Origin of the sequence: Bradyrhizobium sp. AUGA SZCCT0283 (assembly GCF_018130385.1) — a bacterium.
Taxonomy (GTDB): domain Bacteria; phylum Pseudomonadota; class Alphaproteobacteria; order Rhizobiales; family Xanthobacteraceae; genus Bradyrhizobium.
Genome location: NZ_JAFCLU010000012.1, coordinates 214,286 through 230,021, shown reverse-complemented (window position 1 = coordinate 230,021; position 15,736 = coordinate 214,286). Strand labels below are relative to the sequence as shown.

The 15,736-nt window shown below is 62.7% G+C and carries 15 protein-coding genes; 4 read left to right on the top strand and 11 right to left on the bottom strand.

Going from position 1 to position 15,736, the window contains the following annotated elements; translation table 11 throughout:
• Nucleotides 1-141: 141 nt before the first annotated feature.
• The 4 genes from JQ624_RS18920 to chrA form a co-directional block, all read right to left on the bottom strand.
• Nucleotides 142-1,197 (bottom strand): 2-oxoacid:ferredoxin oxidoreductase subunit beta, encoded by a 1,056-nt coding sequence (locus JQ624_RS18920; RefSeq protein WP_212420407.1) that lies wholly within the window; start codon nucleotides 1,195-1,197, stop codon nucleotides 142-144.
• The gene (locus JQ624_RS18915; RefSeq protein WP_212420406.1) at nucleotides 1,194-3,044 is read right to left on the bottom strand and encodes a 2-oxoacid:acceptor oxidoreductase subunit alpha; all 1,851 of its coding nucleotides are present in this window, start codon (nucleotides 3,042-3,044) and stop codon (nucleotides 1,194-1,196) included. The genes JQ624_RS18920 and JQ624_RS18915 overlap by 4 nt, the downstream gene beginning before the upstream one ends.
• Nucleotides 3,014-4,813, bottom strand: a complete 1,800-nt coding sequence (locus JQ624_RS18910; RefSeq protein ID WP_212420405.1) for an FAD-dependent oxidoreductase — start codon at nucleotides 4,811-4,813, stop codon at nucleotides 3,014-3,016. The genes JQ624_RS18915 and JQ624_RS18910 overlap by 31 nt, the downstream gene beginning before the upstream one ends.
• A gap of 306 nt (nucleotides 4,814-5,119) precedes the next feature.
• Nucleotides 5,120-6,316: a chromate efflux transporter gene (chrA, locus tag JQ624_RS18905; protein WP_212420404.1), complete on the bottom strand. Its 1,197-nt coding sequence runs from the start codon at nucleotides 6,314-6,316 to the stop codon at nucleotides 5,120-5,122.
• 431 nt (nucleotides 6,317-6,747) lie between these two features.
• On the opposite strand from chrA, the gene JQ624_RS18900 reads away from it, so the two are divergent.
• Complete coding sequence (locus tag JQ624_RS18900) at nucleotides 6,748-7,848, top strand: acyltransferase (RefSeq protein ID WP_212420403.1); 1,101 nt, start codon at nucleotides 6,748-6,750, stop codon at nucleotides 7,846-7,848.
• On the opposite strand, the gene JQ624_RS18895 is transcribed toward JQ624_RS18900, so the two are convergent.
• The 7 genes from JQ624_RS18895 to pqqA all read right to left on the bottom strand — a co-directional run bounded on the left by JQ624_RS18895 (nucleotide 7,845) and on the right by pqqA (nucleotide 12,971).
• The gene (locus JQ624_RS18895) at nucleotides 7,845-8,510 is read right to left on the bottom strand and encodes a DUF4286 family protein (protein WP_212420402.1); all 666 of its coding nucleotides are present in this window, start codon (nucleotides 8,508-8,510) and stop codon (nucleotides 7,845-7,847) included. The two genes, JQ624_RS18900 and JQ624_RS18895, sit on opposite strands and share 4 nt — an antisense overlap.
• Before the next feature lie 12 nt (nucleotides 8,511-8,522).
• Nucleotides 8,523-9,509: a prolyl aminopeptidase gene (pip, locus tag JQ624_RS18890; RefSeq protein ID WP_212420401.1), complete on the bottom strand. Its 987-nt coding sequence runs from the start codon at nucleotides 9,507-9,509 to the stop codon at nucleotides 8,523-8,525.
• On the bottom strand, nucleotides 9,499-10,707 hold the full coding sequence (gene pqqE, locus JQ624_RS18885; protein ID WP_212420400.1) for a pyrroloquinoline quinone biosynthesis protein PqqE: 1,209 nt from the start codon (nucleotides 10,705-10,707) through the stop codon (nucleotides 9,499-9,501). Before pqqE ends, pip begins: the two co-directional genes overlap by 11 nt.
• Nucleotides 10,704-11,015 carry a pyrroloquinoline quinone biosynthesis peptide chaperone PqqD gene (pqqD, locus tag JQ624_RS18880; RefSeq protein WP_212420399.1) on the bottom strand — a complete coding sequence of 104 codons (312 nt, stop codon included), beginning with the start codon at nucleotides 11,013-11,015 and terminating at the stop codon, nucleotides 10,704-10,706. Before pqqD ends, pqqE begins: the two co-directional genes overlap by 4 nt.
• A gap of 6 nt (nucleotides 11,016-11,021) precedes the next feature.
• A complete protein-coding gene (gene pqqC, locus JQ624_RS18875) occupies nucleotides 11,022-11,777 on the bottom strand; it encodes a pyrroloquinoline-quinone synthase PqqC (RefSeq protein ID WP_212420424.1) in 756 nt (251 codons plus the stop codon).
• Nucleotides 11,778-11,797: 20 nt separating this feature from the next.
• The gene (pqqB, locus tag JQ624_RS18870; RefSeq protein WP_212420423.1) at nucleotides 11,798-12,727 is read right to left on the bottom strand and encodes a pyrroloquinoline quinone biosynthesis protein PqqB; all 930 of its coding nucleotides are present in this window, start codon (nucleotides 12,725-12,727) and stop codon (nucleotides 11,798-11,800) included.
• Nucleotides 12,728-12,890: 163 nt separating this feature from the next.
• Nucleotides 12,891-12,971 (bottom strand): pyrroloquinoline quinone precursor peptide PqqA, encoded by an 81-nt coding sequence (gene pqqA / locus JQ624_RS18865; protein ID WP_035635412.1) that lies wholly within the window; start codon nucleotides 12,969-12,971, stop codon nucleotides 12,891-12,893.
• A gap of 307 nt (nucleotides 12,972-13,278) precedes the next feature.
• On the opposite strand from pqqA, the gene JQ624_RS18860 reads away from it, so the two are divergent.
• From JQ624_RS18860 to JQ624_RS18850, 3 genes are all read left to right on the top strand, one after another.
• The gene (locus tag JQ624_RS18860) at nucleotides 13,279-13,536 is read left to right on the top strand and encodes a DUF6894 family protein (RefSeq protein ID WP_212420398.1); all 258 of its coding nucleotides are present in this window, start codon (nucleotides 13,279-13,281) and stop codon (nucleotides 13,534-13,536) included.
• Between the two features lie 178 nt (nucleotides 13,537-13,714).
• Nucleotides 13,715-14,998, top strand: coding sequence for a sorbosone dehydrogenase family protein (locus JQ624_RS18855; RefSeq protein ID WP_212420397.1), 1,284 nt, complete (start codon nucleotides 13,715-13,717; stop codon nucleotides 14,996-14,998).
• A gap of 154 nt (nucleotides 14,999-15,152) precedes the next feature.
• Complete coding sequence (locus JQ624_RS18850; protein WP_212420396.1) at nucleotides 15,153-15,719, top strand: c-type cytochrome; 567 nt, start codon at nucleotides 15,153-15,155, stop codon at nucleotides 15,717-15,719.
• The last annotated feature ends 17 nt before the right edge of the window (nucleotides 15,720-15,736 follow it).

Below are 15,736 nucleotides of genomic sequence, written 5' to 3'. Positions count from 1 at the left end.
TCGACGCCTTCACACCCGAAGAATGCGCCAACTACCTTAAAAACTCAGGTTATCGAAGCTAATGCCATCACGCTTTAGATTTTTGTTTTGACGCGTTTTCTTGACCCGAACCGGTGCCCACTTCGCTCGAAAACGCTATGGCTACCGCAGGCTGGCGTTGATCCTTTCCAGCGCGGATGTGCCGGGGCACAGATCCTTGGCTTCCAGCGTATTGAGCGGCGTCTCGACGGTGTCGAGATGGGCGTGGAGGTCTTCCGCGTCCGGATCGACATAGAGCAGTCCGGTCACCACCTGTCCCTTGGCGGCGTGCTTCTGCAGGAAGGTCATGGCCGCCAGCCGGTCGTTGGCGTCATAGTCGGCGTCGATCTTGCGCAGCGCCAGCCGCGTGCCGTCATGCTGTTCGACCACCTGCACCGTGCCCGGCGCATAATCGACTGTGATCGGGTCGCGGCCGGTGAGCACGTCGAGGCGATTCACCGCGTCATTATGCTCGCGGACATAGTCAAAGCTCTTGGTCGAGCCGGCGTGGTTGTTGAAGGCGATGCAGGGGCTGATGACGTCGATGAACGCCGCGCCCTTGTGGCGGATCGCAGCCGCAATCAACGGCACCAGTTGCGACTTGTCGCCGGAGAAGCTGCGCGCCACGAAGCTCGCCCCCAACTGCAGCGCGATCGCCACCAGGTCGATGGCGTTGTCGGTGTTCATCACGCCCTTCTTCGACTTCGAGCCGCGGTCGGCGGTGGCCGAGAACTGGCCCTTGGTGAGCCCGTACACGCCGTTGTTCTCGACGATGTAGGTCATGTTGACGGCGCGCCGGATCGAATGCGCGAACTGGCCGAAGCCGATCGAGGCGCTGTCGCCGTCGCCGGAGACGCCGAGATAGATCAGGTCGCGGTTGGCGAGGTTGGCGCCGGTCAGGACCGACGGCATGCGGCCGTGCACGGAGTTGAAACCGTGCGAATTGCCGAGGAAATAATCCGGCGTCTTCGACGAGCAGCCGATGCCGGAAATCTTTGCCACCCGGTGCGGTTCGATCGAGAGCTCGTAGCAGGCCTCGATGATGGAGGCGGTGATCGAGTCGTGGCCGCAGCCGGCGCACAGCGTCGAGATCTTGCCCTCGTAGTCGCGGTGGGTGTAGCCGAGCTCGTTCTTCGGCAGGCCGGGATGATGAAACTTGGGCTTTGCAATGTAGGTCATGACACGGCCTTGCGGAGAGGGGTCACCTTGAGATGATCCTGATGGTCGCCGATGGCGTTGGCGATGAAGCGCGCGGTGATCGGCGTGCCGTCATAGTGCAGGATCGGCACCAGCCGTACCGGATCGATGCCGTTCTCGTTGACGATCAGCTGGCGCAGCTGGGCGTCGCGGTTCTGCTCGACCACGTAAACGAAATCATGGTCGGCGATGAAACTCGCCACGCTGGAGTGGAACGGGAAGGCGCGGATGCGCAAGCGGTCGAGCTGATGCCCGCGCGCTTCCAAGAGCCCGATCGCCTCGTCCATCGCCGGCGCAGTCGAGCCGAAATAGATCACGCCGTATTTGGTCGGCTTGGCGGCATTGGCCTGCAACGGCCGCGGCACCATGTCCTGCGCGGTTTCGAACTTGCGCACCAGCCGCTGCATGTTGTCGGCGTAAACGGCGCCTTCTTCCGAATAGCGCGCGTAGCGGTCGCGCGAGGTGCCGCGGGTGAAGAACGAGCCCTTGGTCGGATGCGTGCCGGGATAGGTGCGGTAGGGAATGCCGTCGCCGTCGACGTCGAGGTAGCGGCCGAAATCGCGGCCGGGCTCGTCGAGCATTTCGGCCGTCATCACCTTGCCGCGGTCGTATTGCCGGGCATCATCCCACTTCAGCGGGCGGCACAGCCGGTGGTTCATGCCGATGTCGAGGTCGAGCATCAGGAAGATCATGGTTTGCAGCCGGTCGGCGAGGTCGAACGACTGCGCCGCAAACTCGAACGCTTCGGCCGGGTCTTCCGGGAACAGCAGGATGTGCTTGGTGTCGCCGTGCGAAGCATAGGCGCAGGCGATGATATCGCATTGCTGGGTGCGCGTCGGCATGCCCGTCGAGGGGCCGGCGCGCTGGATGTTCATGATCACGGCCGGAATTTCCGCGAAGTAGGACAGGCCGATGAATTCGGTCATCAAGGAGATGCCGGGGCCTGAGGTCGCGGTGAAGGCACGTGCGCCGTTCCAGGAGGCGCCGATCACGATGCCGATCGATGCGAGCTCATCTTCGCCTTGCACGATCGCGTATTTCGCCTTGCCGGTCTCAGGATCGTGCCGCAGCTTCTTGCAGTGGCTCGTGAAGGCCTCCGCCACCGACGACGACGGCGTGATCGGATACCAGGCGCAGACGGTGGCGCCGCCATAGACCGCGCCGAGCGCAGCGGCGCTGTTGCCCTCGATGAAGATACGCTCGCCGACCTTGTCGGACTTCTTCACCCGCAGTCCGATCGGGCATTTCAGGTTCTGCAGCGCCCAGTCGCGGCCGAGATGCAGCGCATGCACGTTCGACGACAAGAGCTTTTCCTTGCCCTTGTACTGTTCGCCGATGAGCTGCTCGACCAGCTTCGGATCCATGTCGAGCAGGGCGCAGAGGGCGCCGAGATAGATGATGTTCTTGAACAGCTGGCGCTGGCGCGGATCGGTATAGGTCGAGTTGGTGATTGCGGTCAGCGGCACGCCGATCACGTTGATGTCGGCGCGGAATTTCGACGTCGGCATCGGCTTGGTCGAATCGTAGAACAGATAGCCGCCGGGCTCGATCGAGGCGACGTCCTTGTCCCAGGTCTGCGGGTTCATCGCGACCATCATGTCGACGCCGCCACGGGCGCCGAGATGGCCGGCTTCGGTGACCCGCACCTCGTACCAGGTCGGAAGGCCCTGGATGTTGGAGGGGAAGATGTTGCGCGGTGACACCGGCACGCCGTGGCGCAGGATCGAGCGCGCGAACAGCTCGTTGGCGCTCGCCGAACCCGAGCCGTTGACGTTGGCGAAGCGGACGACGAAGTCGTTTACGCTGCTGATCGGGCTTTGGACTGGCATGTTGATCCCGCGTGAGTCATATCGATGAGGTACTTTTGCATGTCCCAGGCGCCAGTGGGACAGCGCTCGGCGCACAGCCCGCAATGCAGGCAAACGTCTTCGTCCTTCACCATGACGCGGCCGGTCTTGAGCCCTTCGGCGACGTAGAGCGCCTGATCGTGATGCGGCGAGGGCGCTTTCAGCCGCAGCCTGAGATCCTCTTCCTCGCCATTCTCTGTGAAGGTGATGCAGTCCATCGGGCAGATGTCAACGCAGGCGTCGCATTCGATGCACGCGGGCGCCGAGAATACGGTCTGCACGTCGCAGTTCAGGCAGCGCTGCGCCTCGCCGAGCGCGAGCTTGACATCATAACCGAGTTCGACCTCGGTCCTGATGTCCTTCAGCGCGATCACCTTGTCGCGATGCGGCACCTTGTAGCGCTTGTCGCCGGAGATGTCGTTGTCGTAGCTCCACTCGTGGATGCCCATCTTCTGCGAGGAGACGTGCACTTCGGGCAGCGGGCGCTCGGTGATGTCTTCGCCCGAGATCATCTTGTGGATCGACAGCGCGGCGTCATGTCCGTGTGCCACCGCCCAGATGATGTTCTTCGGGCCGAACGCTGCGTCGCCGCCGAAAAACACTTTTGGATTGGTCGATACGAAGGTCTTGGGGTCGACCTGCGGCATGTTCCACTTGTCGAACTCGATGCCGCAATCGCGCTCGATCCAGGGGAACGCGTTCTCCTGGCCGACCGCGACCAGCACGTCGTCGCAGGGGATGGTCTGGTCCGGTTCGCCCGAGGGCACCAGGTTGCGACGTCCCTTGGCGTCGTATTCGGCCTTCACCTTCTGGAAGGTGACGCCGATGAGCTTGCCGCTGACATGCTTGAATGCCACCGGCACCATGTAATTGAGGATCGGAATATCCTCGTGAAGGGCGTCTTCCTTTTCCCAGGGGCTCGCCTTCATTTCCTCGAAGCCGGAACGCACGATGACTTTCACGTCTGCGCCGCCGAGCCGGCGCGCGGTGCGGCAGCAATCCATCGCGGTGTTGCCGCCGCCGAGCACGATCACGCGCCTGCCGATCTTCTCGACATGGCCGAACGAGACCGACGCCAGCCATTCGATGCCGATATGAATATTGGCGGCAGCTTCCTTGCGGCCGGGGATGTCGAGCTCGCGCCCGCGCGGGGCGCCGGAGCCGATGAAGATCGCGTCATAGCTTTCGTTGAGCAGCTTCTTCAGGCTGTCGACGCGATGCCCGCCCTTGAATTCGACGCCGAGGTTGAGGATGTAATCGGTCTCCTCGTCGATCACGGTGTCAGGCAGACGGAACTTTGGAATCTGGCTCCGCATCATGCCGCCTGCCTTGGGATCGGCATCGAACACGGTGCAGTGATAGCCGAGCGGCGCGAGGTCGCGCGCTACCGTCAGCGAAGCGGGACCGCCGCCGACCAGCGCGATGCGCTTGCCGTTCTTCGCCAGCGGCTTCGGCATGCGATGCTTGACATCGTCCTTGAAGTCGGCGGCGACGCGCTTCAGGCGGCAGATGGCAACCGGCGTTTCCTCAACGCGGCCGCGGCGGCAGGCAGGCTCGCACGGGCGATCGCAGGTGCGCCCCAGAATTCCGGGAAACACATTCGATTTCCAATTGATCATATAGGCGTCGCTATAACGCCCCTCGGCAATCAAACGGATGTACTCGGGAACCGGTGTGTGTGCGGGGCAGGCCCATTGGCAATCGACCACTTTGTGAAAGTAGTCTGGCGCCGAGATATCAGTCGGTTTCATTCCTACCTTGTCCGCGCGATTTCAAGGAAAGCGCGGCCTTATTTTGCCTGCGAACGCTCAGCGGGCGTTCTTGTGGTTTTTGAATTGGATCATAGGCTTATCTTATTAGAGCCATTCCAGACGCGGCACAAAGGCAAATTTGCGCGATCTCCAGCTTTCAACTGCATGGGAGCTTGGACTTAGCGTCGCAGTTATCGATGTGGCAGTGCAGCATGTGCAGTGCAGCTTGATTAATCGGCTCATCCCGCAAATGCGATGCGTTCAAGCACATCGCGCGGACGAGTGTATGCAGGTGAGGCGATGTGCTCAGATCAGCCGCAGAATTGCGCCGATCGTCCCCAGCAGGATGACGACGATCCATGGCGGCAGTTTCCAAACCGTCAGCAGCAGGAAGCCGGCGAGCGCCACGGCGAAGTCACGCGGGGTGAGCACCGCGCTGATCCAGACCGGATTGTAGAGCGCCGCGCCAAGTATGCCGACGACGGCGGCGTTTGTGCCGCGCATGGCGGCCTGCGCGGCGGGACGCATACGTAGCGCGTCCCAATATGGCAGCATGCCGTAGACCAGCAGCAGTCCTGGCAAAGACAACGCGATGAGTGCAATCGCAGCACCGGCCAGACCATTGGGAGCGGGTCCTATGGCGCCGAGATAGGCCGCAAAGGTGAACAGCGGTCCGGGCACGGCTTGCGCCATGCCGTAGCCGGCGAGGAAATCCGCGTTGCTGACCCAGCCCGGCGTCACCACTTCCGCCTGCAACAGCGGCAGCACGACATGGCCGCCGCCGAACACCAGCGCGCCGGAACGATAAAACGCGTCGAACAGCGCCAGGCCCTGCGAGCCGGTTCGTGCAGCCACCAGCGGCGTGACCAGGAACAGGATAGCGAAAAGCACGAGCGCGGCTATGCCGTGTCGACGCGATACCGAAAAGCCGAGGTGGCCCGCAGGCATGGGCCCATCGCCGCGGCACAGCCAGAGCCCGGCTATGGCCCCAAGCGCGATGGCGCCGATCTGGCCAAACGATCCGCCGATGAAAACCACGATCGCAACCGCGGCGAGCGCGATGGCGGCCCGCTCGCGATCCGGTGTCAGGCTCCTTGCCATGCCCCAGATCGCCTGCGCCACCACAGCGACCGCAACCAGCTTGAGACCGTGGAGCACGCCTTCGGCGACAGGGCCGGTGAAGGCGGTCGCACCGAGCGCGAAGGCGAACAGAATGAGGGCCGACGGCATGGTGAAGGCGAACCACGCCGCAAGCCCGCCGAGCAGGCCATTACCGCGCAGAATGCCGAGGGTGAAGCCGACCTGGCTGGAAGCTGGCCCCGGCAAGAACTGGCAGAGCGCGACGATATCAGCATAGCTGCTTTCGCTGAGCCATTTCCGCCGTTCGACGAATTCCGCCCTGAAGTAACCGAGATGCGCGATCGGCCCGCCGAACGAGGTGAGCCCGAGCTTGAGGAAGGCGGCGAAAATCTCGGCCACGATGCCCGCGGACTTTTCCGCCATGCAATTCAACTCCAGTTACGGCTGAAGATAGCGGGAACCGGTAATGTCACCAAGCGTTTGGGACGACCTGGAAATAGATGCATATGACATCCTCAGTCGGTCGGTCGTCCCCAACACCCAGAAGATGAAGGAGCGCTTTCAGACGACCATCACACATCTCAGAGAGAGCATCAGCAAGGCAATTGAAAGCAATGTTAGAGACTTCGGCGGAAGTTCTCATCTGCCTTATCAAGGCCTTCGACCATTACGAGAGGAAGAATCGAAGCTACTGGGCGCAGCACTAGTCGTGCGGACGCGCTCCGAACCGAGCAATTCTTGCCAGAAGGCAAATCTCGGCGACCGGTTTACACGGCATTGCGTTAACAGCGCCTTCACCGCCCGTTCCTAGGATGCGGCATTGCCATTTGTTCCCGCGCAGGAACTTCCCGATCATGCCGCCGTCAGCCAGTTCACCATCGCGTGTCGAAGCGCTCGATCTGCTGCGGCTGGTAGCCGTGCTCGGCGTCGTTCTCTACCATTTCGGCTTCTGGGGCCCGGCCTCGCATGGGGTGCCGCAGGTCGCACTCCCCTGGCTGACGCCGATCGCCAAATATGGCTTTCTCGGCGTGCCTGGCTTCTTTGTCATCAGCGGTTTCGTGATCGCCTATTCCGCCGAGGGCCGGACGGCCGCCGGCTTCGCCATCGCCCGCTTCAGCCGGATCTACCCGACTTTCGTATTCTGCATGACGCTGACTTGTCTGGCGATCGTGCTTCTGGGGCCACCGCACTTCGATGCCAGCTTCAGGCAGTGGCTCGCCAACCTGTTCATCGCAGCGACGGCGTTCGGCCAGCCCTACATGGATACATCCTACTGGTCGCTGGTGATCGAGGTGATGTTCTATGCCTGGGTCGCCGTGTTCATCGCGGCCGGGTTGTTCCCGCGCCGGATCGACACCATCATCCTGATCTGGCTCGGCATCACCTTCGCCAATGAGCTGACGCTCGACGCGTCACTGGTCGAAAAACTCTTTCTCACGGACTATAGCGGCTTCTTCGCTGTGGGCTTGCTGATCTACCAATTCTATCGCGGGCGCCGCGGCCCGGTGCTGTATGGTATGCTGGTGCTGTCGATCGGCACGGCGGTATTCCAATCTCTCCACGAAGCGGTGAAGCTGGCGCCGCATACAGGTGGCACATTCGACGCATGGACGGTGGCGGCGATCTGCCTCGCATCGGTTGCCATCATCTTCCTGGCCACGCGGATTCGTCACGTTCCGCTGCCGCCAGCGCTCGTGCTGGCGGCCGGCGGCCTGACCTATCCGCTCTATCTGCTGCATATGCAGTTCGGCTATGTGCTGTTTACCCGTCAGGCGCCTGCCAGTGCGGTGCCATGGGTGGTCGCGATCGTTTTGGCCATGACGTGGCTGTCCTGGATCGTGTGGCGCTATGTCGAACGGCCGGCGCAGCGTTGGGTCAGGGATTTCCTGTCGGGCCGCGCCGTCAGGTTCGGATGGCCGCTCAAGCTGCCCGTGACCGTCGGCGGCGGCGCCTAGCCGCCGATATCGCCCTTCGCCAGATCCCACATCAGCCGGTAGACCCCGCTCGAGATCGTCAGCGGCTTCAACGCAATGTTGCCGCTGAAGCGCAGCATGGCCGCGGGCACCGCGCCGACATCGGTTGCGTCGATCAGCACGAACCAGTCGCCGGCGCCGGGATTGGGCGCGGAGGGATCATCGGTGATCGGCTTCGACAGCGCCCGGTCGCTCTCGATCAAATGCATGGAGATGATCCCGTCGAGTTCTGCGGGATCGAGCTGCTCGCGTAGAGCTGCGCGCAGTTTGTCCTCGCCGCCGGCCGGACGCAGACGGACAATGCCGAGCGCGGCGCCACGGCCGGTGCCGCGGCTGACCGTGATGCGTGCGACCGCCCGGATCATGTTCTGGAAGCGGGCGATGTTGGCCTTCGACCACGCCGTCTGGTTCGCCAGCGCGGCGCGATAGGCCGGGCTGTCCAACGCCTCGAACGTTTCGGTGGAGTAGAGGCTGAGATATTTCGGATTGCCGTCATGGGCGACATAGCGGCGGGCTTCGAGAAAGCCGTCGATGGCGACGCGCTCTTCGAGATGTTCGCGGTCGTACCAGCGATTGAATTCGGCTTCGTGCGCGGCGTCGATATTCATCGACGTCAGCAGCATGCCTTTTCCCGCCATCGGCATTTTTCTTGATTCCTATTTGCCTGTTCTGGAAGCCATGTCCGCGATCGCCTTCATCACGGCGTCGCGGACGCCGGGATCGTACAGCGTGTGGCCGGCGCCCTCGACGAAACGGATCTCGGCCTCGCGCCAAAGGGCTGCGAGCGCGTGCGAGGTTGCGGGTGGACACAACAGGTCGTAGCGGCCCTGCACGATGATGCCGGGGATGCCTGAGAGCCTGCCCGCGTCACGCAACAACTGGTCCGGCTGCATGAAGCAGTCATTGGCGAAATAGTGCGCTTCCATGAACGGCGTGGCCGGCAGGCTCCGCGATGAACCAAGCGCCGCCAGATCGAGGCGTGTGCGGTTCGGCGTGTGTTCGGAAAGAATGCGTTCGGTTTCGCCCCATGCCCGCGCTGCAGGAATATTCACGTCAGGATTGGGATCGAGGATGCGGCGGAAATAGGCTTGCAGCGGTTGCGCGCGTTCGCCTTCGGGCAACACGCTCATGAAGTCATCGTAAAGACCGGGATAGAATCGCGGCAGGACATTGAGAAAATCATTTTCGATTTCCCCGATCGTGCCGAGGAAGGTGGCACGCAGCACAATGCCGGTGACGCGCTCGGGATGCGCTTCCGCGTAGGCCAGCGCCAGGGTGGCGCCCCAGGAGCCGCCGACAATCATCCAGCGTTCGAAGCCGAATTTTTCGCGGATCGCCTCCATGTCCGCGATCAGATGCGGCAGGGTGTTGGCTTCGCGGCGGCCCTTGGGGCGGCTGCGGCCCGCGCCGCGCTGGTCGAACAGCACGGCATGGAAGCGCTCAGGATCGAACAGCCGGCGATGGTCCGGCTGGCAGCCGCTGCCGGGCCCGCCATGCAGGTAGACCGCGGCAATGCCGCCGACGCGGCCGACGCTTTCGACATAGATATCGTGACCGTCGCTGACCGCGAACTGCTCCGACGTCAGCGGCGCAAAAGGATCGGCGGGTTTGACGGATTTGCCGGCGTCGGCGTCAGGCGCCATGCTCGCCTTCCGTCTCCAGCGTGCCGCCGGCGAAATTGCGATAGAGGAAGCGGTCCTGGTGCGCGGCGGCCTCGCGCTCGGCCTGCTTGAAAATCTGCTCATGTATTGGCGACAGCGTGCAGGCCGGGTCGGTATTGCCGGCATCGCCGGTCAGCGCAAAGGCCTGGCAGCGGCAGCCGCCGAAATCGATTTCCCTGAACTCGCAACTCTTGCATGGCTCCTTCATCCAGCCAGTGCCGCGATAGCGGTTGAAGGCTTCGGAATTCTGCCAGATCCAGGCGATCGAATGATTGGAGCGCACGGATTCGAATTCGAGTCCGGTGATGCTCTCAGCGGCATGACAGGGCAGAACCTTGCCCGCGGGCGAAATGTTGAAGAACTGCCGGCCCCAGCCGCCCATGCATTTCTTCGGCCGCAGCGCGTAATAGTCCGGCACTACATAGTCGATGGCGAGAATGCCCTTCAGCCGGACGACGGCTTCCTCGACGATGCGGCTGGTCTCGTCGATCTGCTCGATCGTTGGCATCAGGGCGGCGCGGTTCTTCAGCGCCCAGCCGTAATACTGGACGTTGGCCACTTCCAGCCGGTCGGCGTCGAGATCGACCGCCATCTGGATGATGTCGGCGAGCTGATGCAGGTTTTGGCGGTGCATGACGGCGTTGACCGTCAGCGGTAGCTCGAGCTCGCGCGTCCATTTTGCGGCTTCGAGCTTCTTTTCGTGGGAGTTCTTCAATCCGGCGACGCGATCGGCCACCACGGGCTCGTTGCCCTGGAAACTGATCTGCACATGGCAGAGCCCGGCATCGGCCAATGCCGAAAGCTTTTCCTTTGTCAGCAGCACCGCTGACGTAATGAGGTTGCTGTACAGTCCGACGTCGGTCGCATGCTGCACCAGCTCCACCAGGTCCTTGCGCGCGGTCGGTTCGCCGCCCGAGAAATGGATCTGCAATACGCCGATTTCGGCGAGTTCGCTCAAGACCTTCTTCCATTCCGCGGTCGTCAGTTCGCTGCCGCCACGGTCGAGTTCGATGGGGTTGGAGCAATAGGGGCATTGCAGCGGACAGCGGTGCGTCAGCTCGGCGAGCACGGCTAAGGGAATGCCGAACGTCTCCGCGGTCGAGCGTTGCGATTCCAGAACCGCGAGCCCGTCGCTGGGCGCGGCGCCGGCCGTCTTGCCATCGGCGAGAATGCCGCTCATGACGTCTTCTCACGCGCTTCGGTCAGAAACCCCTTGTCGGCGAGGTCCTGCAGCATCCCAATAACATCGGTCAAGATCGCCTCGCGCGGTGCCGCGTACTTGGCGACGAGTTGATCTGCCATATCGCCGACGCTGCGCACGCCGTCGCAGAGCTGCAGCACTTCCACCGCGATTTCGTCCGGCGCCAGCACGCGCTCCGGCGCCAGGATCACCCAGACCTGCCGCGTCTCATCGAATTTCAGCCGGGCGTGCCGCGGCAATTTCGGCCGGCTCGCCTCGCTGACACTGATGTTGCGGCTCATCGCCATCGATCGCTAGTCCCCTTTGGGCACGAACGCGCCGGGGGGTATATGGCCCTCGACATAGGCATGATACAGCGCGTCGAGCTGAACCCATAGCACATTGGTCTTGAAGATCAGCGCATTGCAGACCGCCTCGCGCTCCGCCGGCGTCTTCGCGTTCTTCCTGACATATTCGAGCGCGAAGTTGGCATCGCGCGGCGCCTGGGTCAGGCGGCGTTTGAAATAGCTCATGATGTCGGGGTTGACGAAATCGTAGTGCGCCAGCATGCCGGCGATGCGCTCCTCGTGTATGCTCGGCGCGAACAGTTCCGTGAGCGAGGAGGCGATCGCCTCCAGCGGTGTCTTGTCGCGGCAGAAATGCACGTAGGCCTCCACCGCAAACCGCGTCGCCGGCAAAATGCCTTCGGTCGATTCCACATAGGCGCTGTCGAGCCCGAGCCCCTCGGTCAGCTTCAGCCAGCGCTCGATACCGCCTTCGCTGCCGATATCGCCGTCGTGATCTTCGATCCGGTGCCGCCATTCGACCCGGGTGGCGCGGTCGCGGAACCGCGAGATCACCATCGCGTCCTTGATCGGGATCGTGCTCTGGTAATAATAGCGGTTCAGCGCCCAGGCCTGCACCTGCCCCTTGTTGAGCTTGCCGCCGTGCAGCAGCCGGTGGAATGGATGCAGATTGTGATAGCGCGTCGCGCCGATGTGGCGGAGCATCGCTTCGAGTTCATCGGCGTTGTTGGGCGTGACGCCCTTGCCGATCGAGTACGCGGTCATTCCGCTGGTAGGCATGACATTCACAGCGTGATCTCCGTTCCATCGGCGGGAATCTGCCAGCCCGCCTGTTCCACTGTCTTTCGCTCGTCCGTGCCGCAGAGCAATGCGGGGTTCGAGTTGTTGATATGCAGGAACACCCTGCGGCCGATGTCGAGGCCGGCAAGGCTCTCGATCGCTCCATGATCGCCCGACATTGAAATATGGCCCATCCCTTGTCCCGTCTTGGTGCCGAGTCCCAGGACGATTAATTCGTCGTCACGCCACACGGTGCCGTCGAAGAAGACCAGCGCGGCGCCCGCCAGGCGCGATTTGAGATCGTCGGTCACCCTCGCGCAGGCGGCCAGGAAATAGAAGTACTTGCCGCTGCCCTTGTCCAGAATCCGAAGCCCCAGCGTATCGCCCGCGGCGTCACCGCCCGTCGGATGGGCCTTGCCTTCGAGATACCACGCGCCCTTGCCGGGAACCGCGAAGGGAAGGATTTCCATGCCGGATGGCGAGCCGTCGGGCAGGGCGGGCTCGAATGCGACATCTATCTCGATCGGCCGCCGCTTCACGTTGTTTTCGCCCAGCACGTTAAAGATGCTGTTGGATCGCAAAATCGCAAGGACCCGCTCATGCGCATACAGCGTGAACGGCGAACCTTCGCGCATCGACAACAACCCGGCGACCGCATCGACCTCGCCATTGGTCAGGATCACGCCGGCGATGGGGCTGTGACGGAGCTGTCCGGCCTTGGGGTGGAGCTGCGGCGTCGCGATCACCTGCTGACGCAGGTCGGGCGAGGCGTTGATGAGATACCAGTGCGCGCCATCGGCGCTTATCGCGATCGAGGCCTGGGTACTGCGCAGTTCGGGACGGTCGCTTCGTGCTTTCCGGCACGCCGGACAACCGCAATTCCACTGCGGAATGCCACCGCCTGCCGCGGCGCCCAGGACGACGACGCGAAGCATGATCCGTCTCCCTGGAGCTTTCAGACTTGAAGATACAAACTGAGCTACAAGCGCCTGAGCTACAAACGCCACAAGGTGGACACCGGCCGCGGACACCGTTCCGTTATCGGGAATGTGTCAGGCCCGGAAGTCCACCTGCGTGAGATATGAGACGCGCTGCCGCTTACTTGCGGGTGGCGCACATATACATGTTGATTTCCATGCCGACCGATACTTCGACGATTTTCGGCGCTTTCCAGGCCATTTGGCTCTCCCTTTGCTACCGGACGAATTCCGCCCTTGGAGGTTAAGGTACTGCGGATCAAAAAGTTCGCCAGTTAAATCTTTTGCCTGGAACCCCCATTTGTTTATGCTGCGCCGCAAAGGGATTTCACGGAGTTGTGCAGAGGGGCTTGCTCAAAACAACGTGGGATCAAGCGTTTCGCGGTTGTTCGTACCCCCGCGAATGGCAATTCTGGGTGCGACGGGGCGCTGCCGGCTCCGGATAAAGAACTTGTGAGATAGTGACGGCCTCCGGTTGCGGGGCCTCAACCGGAGTCAGGTTGCCGCCGATGCCGCGATATTACTTCAACACCCGTATCGGCGATGAGCTGATTTCCGATCCCGACGGCGAAGTGCTTGTCGATCCCGATCGCGCCTGGGAAATGGCGCGCGCCATGATCCGGGAGTTGCTCAAGACCGACGGCGCCGATGGCGCGCTGTTGAGCGCGATCATCGAGGTGACCGACGACGACGGCGAGATCGTGCTGGAGTTTCCCTTCGCCGAAGCGATCCTCGATGCCCCCGGCGGCTCGGTGACGAAGCACTGACATGCGATGAAGCCGGTCGGCGCAGGGCCGACCATTCGGCCGGCGCGGTTTCCGCGACGCATATTTCCGGTTGCGCCTTGACAGAAAAATATTGGAGATTGCCGTCCGGAAAGCCACCGGCGTCGGCACCCTGATGTGCCGCGCGTAGAGAAAAGGCTTCCGCCAGGGAGAAACGCCCATGATAAGTCATTCGTCGACGCCGCGCAGCCTGTTGCTGGCCGGTGCCTTCCTCAGTGCATTCACGCTAACCGCCGCGGCCCAACAGCCTGCCGCACCGGCCGCTGCCGGCGCATCGCCTGCGGCCGCGCCCGCGCTTCCGCCGGGGTCCCCGTTGATCGGGCGCCCCGCGGGCAACGAAGCCGCCGCCAAGCTCGCGCCGAATGCGCCGCCGCCGATACCCGCGGCGCCGGACAAATTGCCGACGGCGAAGCTGAAAGTGCCGGCCGGCTTCAACATCGAGGTCTATGCCGCGGGCATGGCGAACGCGCGCTCGCTCGCCATGGGCGACAAGGGCACGGTGTTTGTCGGCAGCCGACTGGTCGACAAGGTCTATGCCATCGTCAACAAGGACGGCAAGCGCGAGGTCAAGGTGCTGGCCTCCGGCCTCTACCGTCCGAATGGCATCGCGTTCAAGGACGGCACGCTCTACATCACGGAACTGTCGAAGGTTTCCAAGATCGACAAGGTCGAGGACGTCCTGGACAGCCCACCGAAGCCGACCGTGATCTACGACAAGCTGCCAAAGGACGAAGCCCATGGCTGGAAGTTCATCGGCATCGGCCCCGACGGCAAGCTCTACGTTCCGGTCGGCCAGCCCGGCAACAACGTGCTGCACGACGACGATCACGGCCAGATCCGCCGGATGAATCTCGACGGCTCGGGCGCGGAAGTGATCGCCAGGGGCGTCCGCAACACCGTCGGCTTCGACTGGCATCCGGCGACCAAGCAGCTCTACTTCACCGACAATGGCCGCGACTGGATGTCGGAAGACGTGCCGGAGGACGAGCTGAACCGTATCGCTAAGGGCGGCGAACATTTCGGCGCGCCGTTCTGCCTGCAGGGCAACATCGTCGACCCCGAGTTCGGCTGGGGCAAATCCTGCAGTGACTTCACTGCGCCGGTCGGCCTGCTGGGTCCGCATTCCGCAGCGCTCGGCATGCGGTTCTATACCGGCAGCATGTTCCCGAAGACCTACAAGAACGTAGCCATCATCGCCCGGCACGGCTCATGGAACCGCACCAAGAAAGTGGGCGGTGACGTCGTCGTCGTCAAGTTGAACAAGGACGGCACGATGAAGTCGATGGAGCCGCTGATCACGGGCTTCCTGGAAGACAACAAGTATATCGGCCGCCCGGTCGATGTGCTGCCGATGAAGGATGGCTCGCTCTTGGTCTCCGACGACTGGAACGGCGCCGTCTACCGCGTCACCTACGGCAAGCAGAAGGTGGCGGACAAACAGTAACCTCACCGTCATTGCGAGCGAAGCGAAGCAATCCATTCCGCCACTTGTGGAGGCGTGGATTGCTTCGTCGCGTTGCTCCCTTGCGCAAACGCTTCGCGTTTGTCGCAGGCAATGACGGGATCATCTCGTGAGTCGCCGTTGTTGGAATAAACCGATGCGTAAACCGATCCTGGCCCTGGCATTCGCTTCCATTGCCTTTTCCGCCAACGCCGAAACCATCGAACAGCGCGCCGCGCCATGTCTCGCCTGTCACGGCGAGAAAGGCCAGTCCGAGACCGAAAACACTCCTTCGCTTGGCGGGCAGCAGGCGCCTTACACGCTGATCCAGCTCTTCATGTTCCGCGAAAAGCTGCGCACCTTCGGGCCAATGAACGAGATGGCGAAGGCGCTGACCGACGACGATCTTCGCCTGTTCTCCGATTTTATCGCCAAGATACCGAAGCCCGCAGCCCCCACAGAGGCTGGCGATCCTGCGCGGCTGCAGCGCGGTCAGGCGCTGGTGCAGCAGCACCGCTGCGACACCTGTCACAACCCCGATCTTTCCGGAAAGGAGAACGTCCCGCGCATCGCCAACCAGCGCGAGGATTATCTCGCCAAGACCCTTGCCGAGTACAAGGACAACAGCCGCCACGGCTATGATGGCAGCATGGCTGATGTGCTGGCGCCGATCACACCAGAGCAGATCACCGATCTCGCCTATTTCGTCGCCCATATGCGCTAAAATCGGGGCGGCGGGCC